Below are 18760 nucleotides of genomic sequence, written 5' to 3' on the forward strand. Positions count from 1 at the left end.
AGTGTATTAAGCTGTCGATACATTGAGAATGAAAACCTTCGTTTACGAATGACGATGCGCCACACTCCTCTGCATCCGTGCATATCGGTTGAGCGTGCCTGTTGAAGCGGGTATTCAACATTATTGAACACGGCCCGAAGTGTAGCGAGAAATTTTAAATCATCGCCGCTATCCTGAAATTGGGCGCCATCACCAAAATTTTGATCTTCTCAGCTTACCTACTCGAGCACCGCCACCTTCACCTGCAAGTGGCTTTGAACTCATCGGGCCTGTCTGATTCCAAACCCATCTGCGTCTTTTACGGCTCCCTTCCATATTGAGCTGAGGCTCGCCCTTGGCTGTTATTCCCCTGAAGCACCAAAACGCGGCAGAATCCTTGACTTTTTTGTGTTAACTCAATCGGAAGGCAGTTATTTTTGATCCATGATCACCGTGATTGACGCCCAAGCCAGCGTTCAGTACATTTAATCCCAGCTTTCAGTGCATTCAATACTCAAAGGAGAAAGAACATGGATAGCTTGTTTAGCAGTGTCGGTAACGTATTCGGTGGTATACTGAGTTTGATCTGGTTAATCATCGTCATCTGGGCCATCGTCAAGGTGGCGAAAAGCGGCGCGAGTACGCTGGCAAAGATAATCTGGATTATCGTATTGATTATCTTTCCCTTGATTGGCTTGATCGTCTGGCTATTGCTCGGTCCCAAGGGATAGCGATTGCGCACGCAGCAAGATTTGGGCGGGTCGCTTGTAAAGGGCCTGTCCATTTTTGTATCGACCAAACTCCAGTGAAAGTCGCCATAACGCGATACGCCGGATCTGACTATGCTAAAGCAATAGCTAATCAGATCAACAAACCATGAAATTCAATATTGAAAGGGAGCTAAGCCAACGCACGCTCTTATGTGTTGGTGATGCAGCAGCCGTTACCTGGTAATGAAGCGTTTCCTGGCTTGCCGTACCTATCACAAGGGGTATGAGGTAATGCTCAATATTGAGCTGATGATTTCCCTTGGCTGTGTTATTCGCCGAAACACCAAAACGCGGCAGAATCCTTTATTTTTTGTGTTAACTGAACCGGAAGGCAGTTACTTTTTGATCGATGATCACCGTGATTGACACCCAAGCAAGCGTTTACTACATTTAATCCTCATGGGAAAGATAGTTTTTTCCTATACCCTGCCGCACTCATCTAGCTTGGTGAAAGCGAAACAGGATTCATTGACTTGGCAAGAAAGGAGCAATGGGATGAAACTTCGTACTCTACCACTAGTACTGGCTATGACCGGCGTGGCCGGCTTTGTCATCGCCGCCGAAAAGGCGGCAATCGAAGTGTCGCCCCAACCGGCAGGTAGCAAAATCACCGTGGATAGTGTAACCGTCCCGGATGATGGTTTCGTGGTGATTCACGCCAGCGACGAGCATGGCAATATTATTGCACCACAATCCATTGGCCATTCGGCAGTGAAATCCGGTACCCAAGAAAACGTCAGCGTTAGCCTGAATGAGGAAGTTGCCTCCGGCGATAAGGTCTTCGTCATGCTGCACGAGGACACTGGCGAGAAAGGTACCTATGAATTCGGTGTCGATAGGACGAATATGGACGTACCGATGATCCAGGATGGCAAGCCGGTTATCGCATCCATGGATATTGAATAAGCTTAGGCTTGTATACCCGTTTTATAGCAAGGCCGCCCGATAGGGCCGGCCTTGCTATGGACACAATGCTGATTATCTGCAACCTAACTGGCCGGAAGCCGTCGGACAGGTCGGTGAAGGAATCGGCGGCTCGCTTGTAACTTCAGAATAACAAAGCCTAACGGTATGTCCCTCCTCATATAACATCACAGTGAGACTGAAATGCCCCCAGGGCTAACGCATGAAATTGGCTTGGAGAAGTTGGCGCATGTAGTCGTTGTCCCAGGCTGCCTTTTTGCGTTTGCCACGCAGACTGGTTTTGGTGGAGCGGTCTTGACCCACCAGGTTAATGGCGATCTTGCGCAGCAGGGCGAAGTTGCGCACCGCTGTGGGATCGCGAACGCGGCTGTGGTCCTCTCGGAAGGTGACCTCCAACACCCAATGCACGTTATTCTCAATCGACCAATGCCGACGGATGGTCTGAGCCAGCACCTGTGGGTCACCGATGAAGCTAGACAGAAAGTAGCGAATCGGCCATGGCTCTCATCAAAGGCATCGAAAACGGGTTTAGCTGTGGCACCTCGCCCAAAACAATGTTGTTCGAAATGCTTCTGCACGGCCGCATAGTCATGGCCATGGTTGGCCTTGAGTACCCATAGATAGTCCGCCTGGCGATCGACAATCCGCTGGGCAATGTCCTTCTGGCAGCCCATGGCATCCATCGTCACCAGGGTATTCTCTAGCGCCAGACTCTCCAGCAGTTCGGGAATGGCAGCGGTCTCGTTGGACTTCTCATCTACACAACGCTGACCAAGCACTACCCCCTGCTCGCTGGCCCAGGCACTTACCAGGTGCAGCGGGGACTGTTCCCAGCCCCGGTCGAAGGATCGGCGCACCGTCTTACCGTCGATGGCGACCACCTCCCGCTCGCCGGGCGTGGCAACGGTACCGACCCAGGCCGTCAAGCAGGCCTCAAAGGCCTGCGGGTCGATCAGCATAAACACCCGACGAAACGTATCGTGAGAAGGAATACCATTAGGAAGGGCGAGAAATTGGCGCAGCCAGGATAATTTGCTGCAACCATACAAAGCAATGTCCTCCCAACTCTCGGCGCAGGCGATCACAGCACAGATCGCAAGGACTAGAATATCAATCAGTCGGTGCTCGATCTTCCCTGCGCAGCGCGGGTCCTCAAGATCAGAAAATTGCTCGATCAGTTGCTCGATCATGGTGAGACCTCTTCACAGAAAAGTAAAAAGGCAGCTTACCTCAGCGGCGATTAGGCTTCAGGTCACGACTCTGTAATTTCATGCGTTAACCCTGGAAATGCCCCTACTTCGTTGCTCGTGAAACCATAAATTCGGTATCCAGTCTATCAGTCTGTCCATATCGCTACCAATTCCAGGAAATTCTTCTTCCATCATCATATCTAATAGCGCTTGGTCCCCATGCAGAGCAGCATGTAATCTACTTTCGTTATGCAAGAATCAAGATACAAACTTACCTTGGGTATTGGAGTGAAAATATGAAATCTAATTTATTTGAATCGTGGTTAAGAAATACCTGGCCAGAAAATATTGATACCGGTTTGTGTACGTTGGAGAAAAAAGGGGGTTTGTGAAATCGATGAGGGTAGTCTTGGTCCTGCATATAATGGGAAAAGAAACTACTCTACATGCATTTACTTTTTAATTGGATCCGATGGTTTTTCAGCTTTTCACAGAATAAAATAAGATGAGATCTGGCATTTTTATGATGGCTCTCCTATCCGGCTTCACATGATTTCTGATGATGGTGTTCATACACAGCATATTATAGGCCGTGATTTCTAGAACAATGAGACGCCTCAGTTTGTCGTGCCAGGCGGATATTGGTTTGCCGCAGAAGTCATTCAGGAGGATAATTTTTCTTTGATCGGATGTACGGTGTCCCCAGGTTTTGATTTTGAACTTAAATCCAGAGAAGAACTTGTTGACATGTTTCCGAAACACATAAAGATTATCACTAAACTCACTCATCACTAAGTGTTTAGATCTAATTTAGTTACCCTAATATTTTATTGTTGTTGTCTCAAAAATAATTTATGGTTTCATCCCTGGTCCGGACGGTGCTTTTGGAGGGCTAATAATATAGCGCAGCAAAATTGATTTTTAAGAAAGAAATGTGACTTCTCAAAACATGCCTAAATTTTATTATCTTCAAGTCCTAATCAATCGAACGAATTACCAATACCTTATTCACGATACGGGAAACTTCTATGCCCTTTAGCCAAAGTCTAGCAAGGATTGTCCTTTCTATTACTTATGCTTTGAGACCCGACGAATCTTCCTGCTCCATGGGCTCTTGAGGTATTTCCTTCTCTTCTCTATGGGCGCGAGCAATCAGTAAATACACCGCCGGCACCACAAACAGGGTGAATAAGGTCCCAATCCCCAAACCACTGGCAACCACTAGTCCAATATCGAAGCGGCTCACCGCGCCAGGACCGCTCGCCATCAACAGGGGAATCATGGCTACTATCATGGAAACCGTCGTCATTAAGATAGGACGTAACCGGATACTAGCCGCTTTCTCTACTGCTTCCCGCTTACCAAGGCCCTCCTGCACTTGCAATTGATTGGCAAACTCCACGATGAGAATGCCATTTTTGGCAATAAGGCCAATCAGCGTGATCAGTCCTACCTGAGTATAAATATTGACGGTCGCAAACCCCAAAGTAAGAAACACCAGCGCTCCGGCAATCGACATGGGAACAGACATCAAAATAATAATAGGGTCGCGCCAGCTCTCAAACTGCGCCGCCAAAACGAGATAAATCACCAACAAAGAGAAAAAGAAAGTCACCATCAAGGCACTGCCCTGCTGAGTATATTGCCGCGACTCCCCCGCATAATCCCAGCTAAAATCGGAAGGAAAAGTCTCCCGGGCTTGTTCCTCCAGGTAAGCCAGCGCCTCGCCTACCGCCACGCCCGGAGCCATAACGCCCTGCACGGTTATCGAATTAAGCTGTTGAAACTGGACTCGCTTGCTCGGCTCTACCGCTTCTTCAAAGGAAACCAGCGTTGCCAGGGGGATGAGTTCCCCCGCGCCAGTGCGAATATAATAATTTTCCAGCATTTCCTGATCGAGACGATAACGGCGGGCTACTTGCGGAATTACCTTATAGCTGCGTCCCTCCAGATTGAACCAATTAATATAACCGCCTCCCAGCATGACTCCTAAATTTCGCCCAATATCTTCCATGCGAATGCCGAGATCTCCCGCCAGATCCCGGTTGATGTTAAGGGTGGTCTTGGGGCGGGTGAATTTGACGGATTTTTGCAGAAAGGCAAACTTGCCGCTCCCCATTGCTCGCCCAATCAGGTCGCCGGCAACCTGGTCCAGGCGGGAGAAATCCGCAGCCGAGGTGATCACGAATTGAAGCGGCAGCCCACGGCCGGCACCAGGCAAGCTAGGACGGGGGAAAATCGCAATTTGAAACCCCGCGACTGCTTGCAGCTTTTGCTGTAACTCAGGCTGAATCTCCATCTGGGAGCGCTCCCGCTGGGAAGGTACGGGCATCTTGAAACCGCCAAAAACAGTGCTAGGATCGCTGCCTTGGCCGAGCAGAAGAAAACTTTCCTGGTATTGGGGAAAAGTTGCAAATATCTCGATGATCTGACGGGAGTAGGCTTCATCATAATCAATAGTCGCGGTTTGGGGCGCGGTCGCCTGAAAAAACAAGATACTTTGGTCTTCAGTGGGCGCCAGTTCATTGTGGCTAGTCACGTACATAAAATAAATGCTGCAAAACATGACTCCCGCAAAAACCATAACGACCGGCAGGCTGTCCAGCGTGTACCGCAAGAAGCGCGAGTAATACTCCGCAAGACGGGTAAAAAAGCGCTCCACCCACTGCTCAAAGCGGCCTGCTTCACTGGCTGGCCTTAACACCTTGGAAGAAAGCATGGGGGAGAGGGTGAGCGCCACGACCCCTGAAACCAGTACTGCGCCCGCCAGCGTAAAAGCAAATTCGGTAAATAAGGTTCCCACCAGGCCGCCCATAAAACCGATAGGCGCATAAACGGCGACCAGGGTCGTGGTCATAGCGATAATAGGCAATCCCAATTCCCTGGCGCCCTGGATGGCGGCCTGAAAACGGGACCCTCCATACTCCAAGTGCCGGTGGATATTTTCCACCACGATAATGGCATCATCAACCACCAAGCCAATGGCCAGCACCATGGCTAGCAAAGTCAGCAAATTCAGGGAAAAGCCCAGCGCTAGCATTAAAAATGCCGCGCCAATCAAGGATAGAGGGACAGCAACAGCCGGCACCAGAGCCGCCCGCAAGGAGCCCAGAAATAAAAAGATCACTATTATCACGATGATCACCGCTTCCGCAAGGGTACGGAACACTTCCTTAATGGCATCCTCAATATAGGCGCTGGCGTCATAAACAATGTAACCGTTCAGTCCAGCAGGAAGTTGACGGCGTATCTCTGGCATTAGGCCGTGGAGGTGTTCGGCAATATCCAGCGGATTGGCACCTGGCGCCTGCTCAATGCCAATAAAAATGGCCGGCTTGCCGTTATACCAATTGGTGGAGTCATAGTCTTCGGCGCCGAGCTTGGGGTCGGCGACATCCCGCAGGCGCACTAGGGCGCCATCGGCCTCCCGCACCACTAGATTAAGGAAGTCCTCTTCCCGGCTAATATCCGTGGTGGCGCTGAGATCAATAGCGACGTAGGCTCCCTTGGTATGGCCTACGCTGGCGAGATAATTATTTTTGAGCAGGACTTCTCTTATATCACCAGCGGTCACCCCCAGGGCAGCCATTCGGCGGGGATTGAGCCAGATGCGCATAGCAAAGGTTTTATTACCAATAAGCTGCGCCTTGGATACGCCCGGTACCGCCTGGATCTTAGGCCGCACCACCCGCAATAAATAGTCCGTAATTTGGGACGGTAACATCTCTTCACTGTAGAAAGCCATGTACATCAACGCGGTAGGATCGCCCGTGGTGGAGTCGATCACCGGATCTTCCGATGCCTCGGGAAGGACATTGCGCTGGCTGGCGACTTTAGCTTGAATTTCGGCAACCGCGGCGTTGGAATCGTAGTTCAGCACCATGTGGGCCTCGATAACTGAGTGGCCCTGAGTGCTGGTCGCCACCAGATAATCGATCCCCTTCGCCTCGGCGATTGCCTGTTGCAAGGGGGTGGTAATAAAGCCGTTAATCAATTCGCTGCTGGCCCCCGGATAAGCGGTAGTCACTGTCACCACCGTATTTTCGGTCTCAGGGTACTGCCGTACCTCCAGTAATGCCAGGGAACGTAACCCAATCAGCAGAATTAACAAGCTCACCACGCTGGCCAGCACCGGACGGTGAACAAAAAGATCGGTAAACTTCATGCGCCACCCACCCGTCCGTCCAGGGCTTTTTGATCGCTAATCTGAACCTGCTGACCACTATGTAATTTCAGCTGACCCGCGCTGACGACCCAATCGCCTGCCTGCAATCCCTTGGTAATTTCAACTTGGCCTTCCCGCACCTTGCCCGCCCGCACCGGCTGCTGCTGGACCACTAGACCGCCATTTTTCTTTTGGATAACAAACACCATATCCCCATAGGGATTGTAGGTAATGGCCGTTTGGGGCACCGTCAAGACTTGTTTCTGCTCAGGCAATATGGCCCGTACCTCGGCAAACATCCCAGGTCGTAGCTTAAAGTTTGGATTCTCAAAAGTGGCGCGCACTTGGACATTGCGGCTGCTGGGATTAACGCCTGGATTAATCGCGGTAATGCGGCCTTTAAAGTGCTGTGTGGGATAAGCTTGAACGGTAATCAGCACGGTTTGGCCTTGGGCAAGCAAGGAAAAATAGCGCTCGGGCAGGGAATAATCCACATAGATAGGATCAAGCGCCTGTAAAAGCACAATGGAAGAGCCGGGTGCTAAATATTCTCCCAGATCGACCTGGCGGATTCCCAATAAGCCGGAAAAAGGGGCACGAATCTGCTTTTTTCGTATCAGGGCTCGTTTGGCCGCTACCATGGCTTGGGCATTTTCTAACTGGGCCTGGCTTTCATCATAAACAGAACGGGATACCATTTGCTTTTTGAGCAAACGGGTATTGCGCTGGAATTGTAGTTCCGCCAGCTTCTGCTCCGCTAACAATCCCTTGAGATCCGCCTGATCAACACTATCTTCGAGCTGTAACAACAACGCGTTTTTTTTAATCTGCTCTCCGGATTCAAAGTTAATCGCATCGATGAGCCCGGCAACCTCATTAGTTACATGGACACCTTGAACGGCAACTAGACTACCCACCGCCTGTAAAGAAGTTCGCCAGGACTCTGACCGGACCTTGGCGGCGGCCACGGTAGCTGGCGGGGGGGGCATGGCGGCCTGAGCGGCCTGCTGTTGCTGCTGATAATACTTCCAACCGAAGATACCGCCGAAGAATAAACCCAAGGCTAGCACTACCACTATAAGATGCTTTAACATTGTTATCCCTTAGCTTCCGGATTTTTGCAAAAATAAGCTTATCCGAACCCTATTATTTGCTTATGTCTGATCTTTAATCCCACTCAACCAAGCATCCCGTTAGCAAAATTTCGCTCAAAGCCTTGCTGTAGTCCTCCACTCCCTCAGCAAAACTAACATCCCGGAAATGCCGGAATACATCCCGCGCCATGAAGAAAAAAACATCTGCCCCCAACAACACTACCGCTAAAACTGCTGGATCAATAGTAGAGCGGATTTCCCCTGCAGCCTGCCCTTCGCGAACCATCTGGACTAGCCGGGCAAAATTGCCCTCCAGCACACCCTTGGCAAGCATTTCCTTACGGTGAGAGTCCTGAGCCAGTAGTTCACGCAGGAAAAGCTGTACGGCGCCAGGCTCATTGAACATATTCTCAAGGTGGATTTGGGCAAACTGCCGCAGCTGCTCCCGACAAGTCGGCGCCGAAATCGGCCTGCCCCCTCGAAGAGGACTTAACTGCTCGCAGTAATCCTTAAGAACGGCCAGATAAAGCCCCTCTTTAGATCCAAAATGATGAAAAATATTAGCTTTACACACCTTGGCACGGGCCGCGATCGTACTAAGGGTAGTGCCATGATAGCCTTGCTCCGCAAACTGGATTTTGGCGACCGAAAGAATAGCTTCCCGCCCCTGGCCAGGCGTTTGGGTGTCATGATCACGGCCTGCCGGGCGCTTAATCATAGGGCCTTCCTATGGCTGGATACACCTTTCATGGATAGTTATTTACCAATCGACCGGTCAGTAATTTAAAGACACAAAATTTCATAAGATTCTGATTTTTCATCTTATCACTGCCATATTTTCCCCTACAAGGTGTGAAGATATTCAACCTAAGCTTGCGGAGCTAGGCAAATAACCATCGGGGAGGCATGGCAATGGGCAGATCCTGAGTATTAAGGGAAAGCCTGGATAAAAAACACTTACTTCCTCTCTATCTTCGCTAATTCGCGCCCGCTCCAGCGGGCACCAGGATAATGGGTGCCTCATCAGCGAGAAATGCCTGGTCAGTTGCTTCGAGATGGTTGTAGTGGATCATCTCCCTGATTTCGTCGACGTAGGCCTGTCCGCGTTCCGAATAATCGACCAAAGTATCCACCAGCGCAAGCCCTGTTGGTTCATTGCCTTGATTGCGCAAGACCGCGCGCCTCTCGCGTAGTTCCGCATAGGTCGGATGGGTATTGAGATTCAACATATAGGCACGGACCGAATCGATCGGACTTTCGAAGGACGCGATACCATAGTCTCCCTTGCCGGTACGCTTTTCCCTCGGCGGAATCCCGTCCCCGCCGTAAGTCCATTGCCCGAATAGCGCATTACCGAGATCAGCGAACCGGGAAGTGCCCCAGCCACTTTCGTTGGCAGCTTGGGCTAGCACCAATGACGGCGGAATAATATCAACCCGGGTACGCAGTTCAGCTAGCTGCTCGATGCCAAGATTGTCAACGCTAGCGCCGTTGACAATCTTGTATTGCTTGGCTAACCCCAGCAACCAGGCGGTATCGGCACTATTCCGGGAATCCTTCGCTACCATTGCTTCCAGGCGCGAGCGATCCGCCAGGATCAACTCGTTGCTGCGCAATACGGCCGGTCCCAGTAAGCGGAAAAACAGACGTTTCTTGTTCGCCGTGCTTATTTCTTTCGAATACTTATTCTTCCATCGCGAAGGGATGTTCGAAAGATAGATTCGAGGCACTTTACGGATGCCCTTCTGCCAGGCATCGACCGTATAGCCCTGCTGCTGGAACAAAGTCTCGACCTCTTTATACGACTGGAATGCCAATTCTTCCGCGACAGCTACCACCGATGCAGAAAAAATCAAAACGCCCAGTAATGCTCCGCTGATAAGGCGAAAAAATATTTTTGCGGTACCCATCCTGATTGAACTAATCCTTTTTTTCTGCTCGAATTGTTGACTGTCCGTGGTTTGGTGAGGTGGGCTGCATTAAAAGAGAACCTGGAACGAACTCTCCTTACCTTAAAAACCGGCCAGCATTCACAGCTTCCTCCAACTCGAAATGCAATGATAAACCAAAGACAACATAAATGCTAAGCTCCTCAATACCTTATAAAGTGTCGATTGCGCCCATGATGGACTGGACCGATCGGCACTGCCGCTATTTTCTCCGCCTGATTTCCCATCACGCCTTGCTCTATACCGAAATGGTCACCACGGGGGCGCTCGTTCATGGAGATCGAATCCGTTTCCTGGCCCATCATAGTTCTGAACATCCCTTAGCTTTGCAACTGGGAGGCAGTCATCCCGAAGAATTAGCTCTTTGTGCCCAGATAGCCGAAGACTATGGATTTGATGAGGTTAATCTTAATGTGGGCTGTCCCAGCAACCGGGTACAATCTGGGCGCTTTGGAGCCTGCCTGATGGCGGAACCTCAGTTGGTTGCCGAATGCGTTGCCGCCATGGCTCAAGCTACCCAAATCCCGGTAACGGTCAAGACCCGGATTGGAATTGATGAACAGGACTCCTATGAGGCGCTAAGCAGTTTTATCAGCACGGTGGCGCAAGCAGGTTGCCGGACTTTTATCATCCACGCCCGCAAAGCTTGGCTGCAAGGTTTGAGTCCCAAGGAAAATCGGGAGAAACCTCCCTTACGCTATGATGTGGTGCGGGCCATTAAGCGGGATTTTCCTCAACTAGAAGTAATGATCAATGGGGGTATTACCACTCTGAAAGAGGTCTCTGAGCACTTAGAATTATTGGATGGCGTCATGATTGGCCGGGCAGCCTACCATAACCCCTATCTGCTTGCACCAGTAGACCAGCGCTTCTATGGAGATTTCCGCGCTTTACCCACCCGGCATGAGATTATTGAAGCTTTCCTGCCCTATGCAGCGGAGCAATTGGCCCGCGGCGTATATTTGAGTCGCATGACCCGTCATATTCTAGGGTTGTTCCAGGGCCAACCAGGGGCCCGGGCCTGGCGCCGTTATTTAAGTGAAAATGCTCACCGGCCTGGCGCGGGGATAGAGATAATTCGAGAAGCCTTACAAAGAGTGCTGTGCTAGTCAGGGTAGAATAAATTTTTGTGAAAAACCGAATTTTATACCTGCTCTAAAAAGTTAGCTGCCACAAAATTCAGACCTTACGGTACACTACAACGAGTCGAACGGTCGTGCCAATCAGAAGTTGCACAGTCACAGCTCCGTACTGGCCGGCGCTTAACTCAAGCGTTGGCTGGAAAAACATCATGAAGGAAAAATAATGCACCGTATTGTTGCAAGCCACTTGAATAGCTTCGTTGGCGAATATGCTCTTGAAGCGGATAATCCTACGCTTCAATTTGAGAAGTTCGCTAATTACGCCGTTCTTTCAAGCAAGCTTGCTTCAAGCATAGAGCTGGATGATGTAACTACGGGCGAGGACGATGATGGGACCGCCGGGATTGCGGTCATTATTAACGAGGAGCACATTGTATCCGCTGAAGATGCGGAGTCCATATTTACTCAAGAACGCCGCAACAACGATGTTGAAGCTGTGTTTGTACAAGCAAAAACTAGTGATGGGTTTGATCTCGGCGATTTCTTAAAGTTTAAGGAATCAGTTTTGAGATTCTTCACGCAGGAACCTTACACTGCAAAAAACGAAATACAACAAGACGCACGGTCAGCTTTTGATGTTGCAATTAGCAATGTTCCCAAAATTCGGCACGGCAAACCTAGTGTCGGTGCGATATTCGTAACTACAGGAACATACGCTGCGCCTGAAGCACTAGAGACCGCTCGCAAAGAAATGATCAAACAACTTGAAACATCGGGTTTGTTTCAAAATACAGATGTTCGTTTTATGGGGCGTGATGAGCTGATCAAGGCTTGGGTGGCTAGCTACAGTGGTATCGAAGCAAGTTTGGTTATGAATAGCAGTGCGTCACTATCTGAGATCGCGGGTATAGACGAAGCATACTTAGTAGTCGTTAAGGCTAGGGAGTACGTCGAGAATCTCCTGGTAAGCGAAGATGGAAGCATAAGAGGTCAGCTATTTGAGGAAAATGTCCGACATTTTTTGGGGTCAGAAAATCCAGTTAACGCCCAAATCGCGGAAACAATTACTGATAGCGATGGGAGAACAAGGTTTCCAGTCTTAAATAACGGGGTCACTCTCGTGAGTCCTGATGTTCGAGTGCAAGGGACTACGCTACATATATCAAACTTTCAGATTGTGAATGGCTGTCAGACTTCTCATGTACTCTATGAAAACCGCAATGCATTAACCGATGATCTGATGGTTACTCTCAAAGTAGTCGAAACTACGGATGAGGATGTCTTCAGCGAGCTAGTTCGCGCCACAAATAGCCAGTCCAAAATAGAAGAATCACAGTTCCTTTCACTAAGCCCTATAGCAAAGAAAGTTGAGGAATATTTCAACACATACGAAGGTTAAGATAGCCGCCTATATTTTGAGCGTAGGGATAGACAGTATGTGGGAAAAGGAATCTCAGCAATTCGAGTTGTCTCGTTGCACAAAGCTGCCAAGTGTGTTTGTGCGATGTTTCTTCATAGGCCAGATTTATCATTTAGATATCCGAAGCGGATGTACCAAGATTTTGGGCAGAAGATTTTTAGCGATACCAATCGCGAGATCATCTTCTGCGCAAGTGCATTGACGCTGTATCGCTTTTACCTCCTAACCTCGAATAGCACGATTCCTCAGAACATGCGGAGATTTAAATGGCATATTCTTCCTCTGGCTGCCGCAATTGTTGTAGGAAAAAACTTGCCACAACTGGGCTCTAAAAAAATTGACACGTATGCTCAAAAGGTGATTGATAGATTTGAACACCATGGGCCTGAGGGGACGGCGGTATTTACTGATGCCGTAAAGATAATCAGCTCCCTGGGGAATATCACGAATGATCGACTAAAAAGGCAGAGCGTCTTGGAAGAAATGCTAGCCAAGGTGGGCTAACAAGAAGATCAAACCGCTCACTATCCGTTCGCTAGGACTTTGCCGCTTGCGTTCAGCGGCAGGTGAGCGGAGTAGCGATATACGATTAAAGGGGGGAGGCGTGCCGAAGCTAACCGGCTACTGGGAGTGCGCAACACCCTCGAACCCGCAATGATACGTCTATCGTTACTCCGTTAAGTGTCATTTTTAATTAAGCTGTATTCTTCGCCCCCATGGCACTTGGGCTTTACCCTTGACCAGCCAGATGACCGGATAAGGAGGCTCTGTTGGTGGGAATGGACCCCGGGCATCAGTGAAATAAAGCAGGACATCCGGGTAGCTGCCTGCTTGCTCCACCCATCTAAAGGGGGGACGAAAATTGGTATCGCCACCACCAGGTAAATTTTTTGGCAGTGTCAACCCTTCCCAAGATTCATAGATCCATGGGCCTAGTTCACACAAATCAGCATCGCAGGCATGAAGAGTTACGCGGGCACGAAGTTGGCCCTTTAGGGCACTGACTTCGGTAAGAAAACTCTGCAATTGCTCATCATGGATGGAACCGCTAGTATCCAGCACGATCGCCAGATCTATTTGTTGAGAGGCGAGGCGAGGCAGTATCGCCAGACCTTCGCGGCGGCGAGGCGGACGAGCAAAACTGTAATCATTCTGGGCGGCTGCATTCAGGTATTGGGCGAGCAACTGCCGCCACGGAAGCTGGGGTTGTCCCAGACTCCCGATAAGGCGTCGCAGTGGACCGCTTAGCTTACCGTTTTGCAAGGCTTGCTGGGCGAGACTTGCAGTCCGCTGTTGCCACAGGCGGTTGAGCTGTTCCCGCTCCGCTTCGGCTAGCGGAGCGGGCAAATCAGAAGTTGCAGACTGGGTTGAAGGAAGGAAAAATTCATCAGAGACAGGCTTGCTTTGCTGTTTTGGGCTATCGTTACTACTCCCATCTTTACTAGTCAAATCAGCTATGGGCGAAGAACTGAGTGGCGAGGCACCATGATCATAGACGTGTCGATCAACCGTTTGTAGTTTTGCTTCCGCCGGGAGCAAGGGGTAGATTTCCTCAGCGCTAAGTCCTCGGTAATCTTGCTTGAGCAATACCCCAGGCGGGGGCTGTAGGCCCTCTCGAACCAATAATTGATTGACAGCGTAATCACAAGCTGCATTCCAGCGGCCTAGATTCCGGCGTCCGCGGCGAGCAAAGTGGCATAAAGCACAGTGGAGAGCCTCATGGGCCAGAATAAATTGAAGCTGCTCAAAGGAAAGCCATTCCACATAGGCAGGATTATAGTAAATAGCACGGGCATCCGTGGCGGTGCTACCGCACCATTCGGGGCTGGCTTCCCGTAAGGGAAGATGCAGCACCAAAGCCCCCAGGAAAGGCCGTTCCACGATAAGGCGCGTCCGGGCAGCACTGAGTTTAGTGTGAAGCGCAGTCTCTTTGGATGCGGACGCTCTTTTACCGTTCATAGAGCATGAGATCGGAAACCTGCCGCGCCCATTTGGAAAATTCAGGATGCTTCAGCAAAGGACGGCCAATGGCCCGGAACATTTCAGTCACCAGCATCACGCCCATCTCCCGTTCTGGGAGCCGGGTAGCATAACCCAGAATATAGCCGTAGATCTGGTGCGCTTCATGGCTATTCCTGGCATCCACCGCGCGGCGCACTAAGGTAGCGGCAACCCCATATTGGAGATCTAGCGCTTCTGGAACGGAAGCGTCCTCTCCCCGCAATATTGCTTCCACATCGGGCATGCGCGCCATATTATCAATAAAAGCCTTGAGTTCTAAACCGGCCCCAGGACCCACACAGGCTTGCAGGGCCTCTAGTAGAAGCTCTGGAACATCCTCGAATTTTTGCAGGGCCCGATGGGCATATTCCCAGGAGCGGGGGGTAGGGAAAGCAAGGGGGTTTTGATTAGGGTCAAAATCGAACAGCAGTTCAGGCCGGTACAGTAAAAATCCAATTAAGCGCTGATCGATACCCCGATGGGCCGCCCAGGTAACCCAATCACCCACATGAGGCTCAATTTCATAATGAGTAAAGCGATTAGCAAGGGGAGCAGGCAAAGTATAGGTAATCCCTCGATCACCCTGACGATTACCCGCCGCCACGATCGCCCAACCTTCTGGGACAGCATACTCTCCTAACTGACGATCCAGGATAAGCTGGTAGGCAGCAGCCGAGACCGTAGGGAGTGCTGACGTTAACTCATCTAGGAATAGAATCCCCTCGGAACCATGGCGTTTTGAGTTGGGCAACATGGCGGGGATGGCCCATTCTACCCAGTGATCTGTCCGAAAAGGGATTCCACGCAAATCTGTCGGTTCAAGCTGCGATAAGCGCAGATCGATGAGTGGAACCCCAAAACTATCCGCTACCTGAGAAAGAAGCTGGGATTTACCCACACCCGGCGGTCCCCATAGCATGACGGGCGTATGCTGACCGTTTCGGGCTGCGGTAAATTCCCGCTTGAGAAGGGTGGTAATTTGTGAAGGGCGCATAAGGTTTTTCCGCTGATCAATCCCGGATATCGGTCTTAACCGCTGCTCAAAAGACGAAGCGCAGGAACTCGCACCACGTTTTGGGTCCGCATCATTATTAATACTTGTAGCTAGTCGGCTTTGAGTATCAAGCCGCCTGCTTTTCGATGGGAGGGAGAGTCATGCCCGTCTCCAGGGATCAATCGATAGGCGTGCTTTTTTCGATGATGCGTTCCATGATTACCTTTATGGTGCCGTCCTAGCCTATGTTGGAATTTATGATGCTTTAGGCTGCGATGAAAAATAGAGGGATAGACAGTGCCATATTGAGGCTGATCCGGTGTACTCACATAGACAACCTGCGGTGAAGGGGGTTGTTGCGCCGCTTTTTGTTTAGCTTTTTTCAGCTTTATTTTTTCTCGCTGAATATGCTTTTTATATAGACGCTGCCATTGGTTGGCAATCGAGTAATAATTATCTTCAACGGCAGGATACGATGAAGGCACTTGAATCAAGGTTACCTGGGTTGCAGAAGAACTGGGTGCTTCATCTGAATAATGGGTAACTCCATTATCATCGATCCATTTATGCACACTTCCAGCAAAAGCTGGCCTTTCTAAAAATAGAAGAAATAAAATTATTGTAATTATTAAATAGAGAGATTTATTCATAATCCATAAGACCACTTTTTTAATAGGCTAGTTCCTCATGAAAAACATTGCGAAAGCATGAAAAAGTAAAAAATTTGCGGCTGATTAGCTATCTGAATATGGATATTTTCCCTGCGGAAATGAGCATACCTTGGGCCTTCCGCCTGCGGATCAAAAATAACAAAATTACCGTTTCCGCTGTTGCACTATTTCCTTGAGCGCGTTACTAGGCTTGAAAGTGGGGACGCTTTTTGCCTGTATGGCTATCACCTCTCCGCTCTGGGGATGCCGGCCAGAGCGGGCAGCTCTTTTTTGCACGGAAAAAGAACCAAAACCTGCTAAGTTAACCTTCCCCTTTTCGCTGAGGACTCCAGTGATCGTCTGGAATAGCGCATTGACAGCACGCTGGGCAACCGCTTGGGAAAGATTCGCTTCTAAAACAACAAAATTAACTAATTCAGTTTTATTCATCCTGATATCTCAGTATCCATATTGCTAGCCTCTTGGGGAATACCATAAACGATTCCTGGCAGCTATCTCTTCAAGTCATAGGGAGGTCTCGGTCATTCAACATAGAATGTGTCGCTCAGTGGTTACATTGATTGACTTAAAAATGCCCGAGGCATAAACTGTATTTTTAATCTATAATTAAAAAGAGCCTAGTTCTTAGTAAAGGAAAGGCAATGCAACTGACACAATATACGGATTATTCATTACGGGTTTTAATTTATCTCGATCTTTACAATAAGGAGCTTGCCACTATTAGTGAAATAGCCAAAAGCTATAATATCTCCCGTAACCACCTTGGGAAGGTAGTCCATAACCTTGCAAACTTAGGTTATATTGATACCACCCGGGGAAAAGGAGGCGGGATGCGGCTGTCGCAAGCACCCGAGAATATTAATATAGGACAAGTGGTGCGACAGACGGAGGGACGATTTGATCTGGCTGAATGCTTTAATGCCGCACACAATACTTGCTCTATTTCCTCTTGTTGTCAATTAAAAAATGTCTTTTGGGAAGCGCGGTGCGCATTTATCGCAGTGCTAGATCGCTATACATTGGCCGATATTGTTAAAAATAAAAGCCAGTTACGTTCCTCACTCCAGATTGAATGGTTTCCTCCTAAAGCAGCAAGTCATTAAACCCAGAGTTCATATTGCCGAAATCTCTAAGTTCTAATCTGCAAGAGCATTACAAAATTACTCGCTTATGTGTGGCAATGGTTCCCGCTGTAATATCGCTTAGGGTAACTTAATTTTTTTCCGATAATGATGGATTAGATGCCAAAATTTTAGGCTTTTTCCACCTCACCCCGAATAAAATACGTAGTGTCCAGATCACAGCCCAAATACTTCCAATAATCAATAAAGCACGGCCAAGTATGCGCTGCTCCCCAAGTAAATAATTGGCGCATAGGCGATCCGGAAGCACTACATATAACCAACCTAAGCGCATAAACATCGCCCAGAACTCTAGCATCAATACTCCTCGGGCAATGTAGTTAAGCTGAAACCAACTCAGGCTAAGCGCGGTACCAATAAATAATGGGATACCAATAAATTTGGCAATCTCAAAAATAGGTTCTGAGATGGCCGCATCCAAAGCACGGGGCAGCATCCAGTAAAGCACGGTCGCAACCACCAGGACCATACCGGAGATACCCCACCGATTCCAGGGGGCAATTCTACGCTTTAGCTTTTCCGGAAAGGCTTGACCCAACCACCATCCCAAGAAGGCTAGAAGTGGCAACTGCACCAGCATATGGGTAATCATGCTCAGTTCTAGAACGTGCCGTAAGGGTGGCAACGCTAGCAATCCCCAAATCAGGCAAGGCAAATACCAACTCCGCCTGCTAACCTTCATTAGATTTTCCCTCAGCAAGAGCTATAGTCAAATAATCCTGCAGCTTGGAGTATTCCTCAACGCCAAAAATGGCTACCAAGCGCCCCTGAGGATTAATAACATGGTAACCCGCAGTATGAGTATAACCGCCCATTCCATCGGGAATAACCGTCACCTTAAAGAAGTCCAGAATCGCCTTTTTCTCAACAACATGAGTGGGGCGCGTCGCAACCCAATACTTTCCTTCGCCAGAAAAATGGGAAAAGTGATGGCGGAGCCGCTCCGGAGTATCCTTTTCTGGATCAAAACTAATACTCAATAAGCGCAGCCTGTCCTTATCCAGCGCTTTTTCAAACTCTCTCTGAAGATTCCCCATGCCACTGCTGAGAGTTAAGCACGCGCTCGTACAACTCGTGTAAATAAAATCCACAACCACATATCGCCCGTGCCAATCACTCAGTGCTAGTGTCTTAGCATTCTGATCCTCCAAATGCCAGTTGGGGACTGGTTTTGGGTGTTCGCGCACCTCGAGGCGGCGCGCTGTTTCCGCGGTAAAGGCTCGGCCACCGTCTGTGCCTACCCATAGCGCTGTCAGGCCTGCTATTGCCAAGAGCGTACTTAGAAACAGAGTTCTCATTTCTCAATCCTCCTTCTGGAGTCTACGTAGAATAATTAGACTCCCGTTAAATGAGATTTATTCCTTACACTCTCTAAAGCT

The 18760-nt window shown here is 49.3% G+C and carries 18 protein-coding genes and 1 pseudogene; 8 read left to right on the forward strand and 11 right to left on the reverse strand.

Annotated elements, in window-relative coordinates; genetic code table 11:
• Positions 1-509: 509 nt before the first annotated feature.
• From NWAT_RS14560 to NWAT_RS14570, 3 genes are all read left to right on the forward strand, one after another.
• Positions 510-710, forward strand: coding sequence for a PLDc N-terminal domain-containing protein (locus NWAT_RS14560; RefSeq protein WP_013221792.1), 201 nt, complete (start codon positions 510-512; stop codon positions 708-710).
• 222 nt (positions 711-932) lie between these two features.
• Entirely contained in the window at positions 933-1115 is a 183-nt protein-coding gene (locus NWAT_RS14565) for a hypothetical protein (RefSeq protein WP_013221793.1), read from the forward strand.
• Positions 1116-1244: 129 nt separating this feature from the next.
• Positions 1245-1655 carry a DUF7282 domain-containing protein gene (locus NWAT_RS14570; RefSeq protein ID WP_013221794.1) on the forward strand — a complete coding sequence of 137 codons (411 nt, stop codon included), beginning with the start codon at positions 1245-1247 and terminating at the stop codon, positions 1653-1655.
• Positions 1656-1840: 185 nt separating this feature from the next.
• Here NWAT_RS14570 and NWAT_RS14575 read toward each other — a convergent pair whose 3' ends face one another.
• Positions 1841-2863, reverse strand: a complete 1023-nt coding sequence (locus tag NWAT_RS14575) for an ISAs1 family transposase (RefSeq protein WP_013221795.1) — start codon at positions 2861-2863, stop codon at positions 1841-1843.
• Positions 2864-3211: 348 nt separating this feature from the next.
• Here NWAT_RS14575 and NWAT_RS18145 point away from each other — a divergent pair.
• Positions 3212-3658, forward strand: a pseudogene (locus NWAT_RS18145) (cupin domain-containing protein).
• Positions 3659-3935: 277 nt separating this feature from the next.
• Here NWAT_RS18145 and NWAT_RS14585 read toward each other — a convergent pair.
• From NWAT_RS14585 to NWAT_RS14600, 4 genes are all read right to left on the reverse strand, one after another.
• Positions 3936-7028, reverse strand: a complete 3093-nt coding sequence (locus NWAT_RS14585; protein ID WP_013221796.1) for an efflux RND transporter permease subunit — start codon at positions 7026-7028, stop codon at positions 3936-3938.
• A complete protein-coding gene (locus NWAT_RS14590) occupies positions 7025-8122 on the reverse strand; it encodes an efflux RND transporter periplasmic adaptor subunit (RefSeq protein ID WP_013221797.1) in 1098 nt (365 codons plus the stop codon). The genes NWAT_RS14585 and NWAT_RS14590 overlap by 4 nt, the downstream gene beginning before the upstream one ends.
• A 73-nt stretch (positions 8123-8195) precedes the next feature.
• On the reverse strand, positions 8196-8840 hold the full coding sequence (locus NWAT_RS14595; protein WP_013221798.1) for a TetR/AcrR family transcriptional regulator: 645 nt from the start codon (positions 8838-8840) through the stop codon (positions 8196-8198).
• A gap of 259 nt (positions 8841-9099) precedes the next feature.
• On the reverse strand, positions 9100-10032 hold the full coding sequence (locus NWAT_RS14600) for a glucosaminidase domain-containing protein (protein ID WP_013221799.1): 933 nt from the start codon (positions 10030-10032) through the stop codon (positions 9100-9102).
• Between the two features lie 170 nt (positions 10033-10202).
• Between NWAT_RS14600 and dusA the strand changes: the two genes are divergently transcribed.
• The 3 genes from dusA (at position 10203) to NWAT_RS17185 (ending at position 13077) form a co-directional block, all read left to right on the forward strand.
• A complete protein-coding gene (gene dusA / locus NWAT_RS14605; protein ID WP_013221800.1) occupies positions 10203-11180 on the forward strand; it encodes a tRNA dihydrouridine(20/20a) synthase DusA in 978 nt (325 codons plus the stop codon).
• A gap of 196 nt (positions 11181-11376) precedes the next feature.
• The gene (locus NWAT_RS14610; protein WP_041350801.1) at positions 11377-12552 is read left to right on the forward strand and encodes an AIPR family protein; all 1176 of its coding nucleotides are present in this window, start codon (positions 11377-11379) and stop codon (positions 12550-12552) included.
• A gap of 150 nt (positions 12553-12702) precedes the next feature.
• Positions 12703-13077 (forward strand): hypothetical protein, encoded by a 375-nt coding sequence (locus tag NWAT_RS17185; protein ID WP_041350802.1) that lies wholly within the window; start codon positions 12703-12705, stop codon positions 13075-13077.
• Between the two features lie 186 nt (positions 13078-13263).
• Here NWAT_RS17185 and NWAT_RS14620 read toward each other — a convergent pair whose 3' ends face one another.
• The 4 genes from NWAT_RS14620 to NWAT_RS14635 form a co-directional block, all read right to left on the reverse strand.
• Positions 13264-14532, reverse strand: a complete 1269-nt coding sequence (locus tag NWAT_RS14620) for a vWA domain-containing protein (RefSeq protein WP_013221801.1) — start codon at positions 14530-14532, stop codon at positions 13264-13266.
• Entirely contained in the window at positions 14522-15568 is a 1047-nt protein-coding gene (locus NWAT_RS14625) for an AAA family ATPase (protein ID WP_013221802.1), read from the reverse strand. Before NWAT_RS14625 ends, NWAT_RS14620 begins: the two co-directional genes overlap by 11 nt.
• Positions 15569-15678: 110 nt before the next feature.
• Positions 15679-16218, reverse strand: a complete 540-nt coding sequence (locus NWAT_RS14630; RefSeq protein WP_013221803.1) for a DUF4124 domain-containing protein — start codon at positions 16216-16218, stop codon at positions 15679-15681.
• Positions 16219-16383: 165 nt separating this feature from the next.
• Positions 16384-16668, reverse strand: coding sequence for an HU family DNA-binding protein (locus NWAT_RS14635; protein ID WP_013221804.1), 285 nt, complete (start codon positions 16666-16668; stop codon positions 16384-16386).
• A 212-nt stretch (positions 16669-16880) separates the two neighbouring features.
• On the opposite strand from NWAT_RS14635, the gene NWAT_RS14640 reads away from it, so the two are divergent.
• Positions 16881-17342, forward strand: a complete 462-nt coding sequence (locus NWAT_RS14640) for an RrF2 family transcriptional regulator (RefSeq protein WP_013221805.1) — start codon at positions 16881-16883, stop codon at positions 17340-17342.
• Between the two features lie 109 nt (positions 17343-17451).
• On the opposite strand, the gene NWAT_RS14645 is transcribed toward NWAT_RS14640, so the two are convergent.
• On the reverse strand, positions 17452-18063 hold the full coding sequence (locus NWAT_RS14645) for a hypothetical protein (RefSeq protein ID WP_013221806.1): 612 nt from the start codon (positions 18061-18063) through the stop codon (positions 17452-17454).
• Positions 18053-18679: an SCO family protein gene (locus NWAT_RS14650; RefSeq protein WP_013221807.1), complete on the reverse strand. Its 627-nt coding sequence runs from the start codon at positions 18677-18679 to the stop codon at positions 18053-18055. Before NWAT_RS14650 ends, NWAT_RS14645 begins: the two co-directional genes overlap by 11 nt.
• Positions 18680-18760 lie beyond the last annotated feature (81 nt).

Origin of the sequence: Nitrosococcus watsonii C-113, from assembly GCF_000143085.1 — a bacterium.
In the GTDB taxonomy this organism is placed as follows: domain Bacteria; phylum Pseudomonadota; class Gammaproteobacteria; order Nitrosococcales; family Nitrosococcaceae; genus Nitrosococcus; species Nitrosococcus watsonii.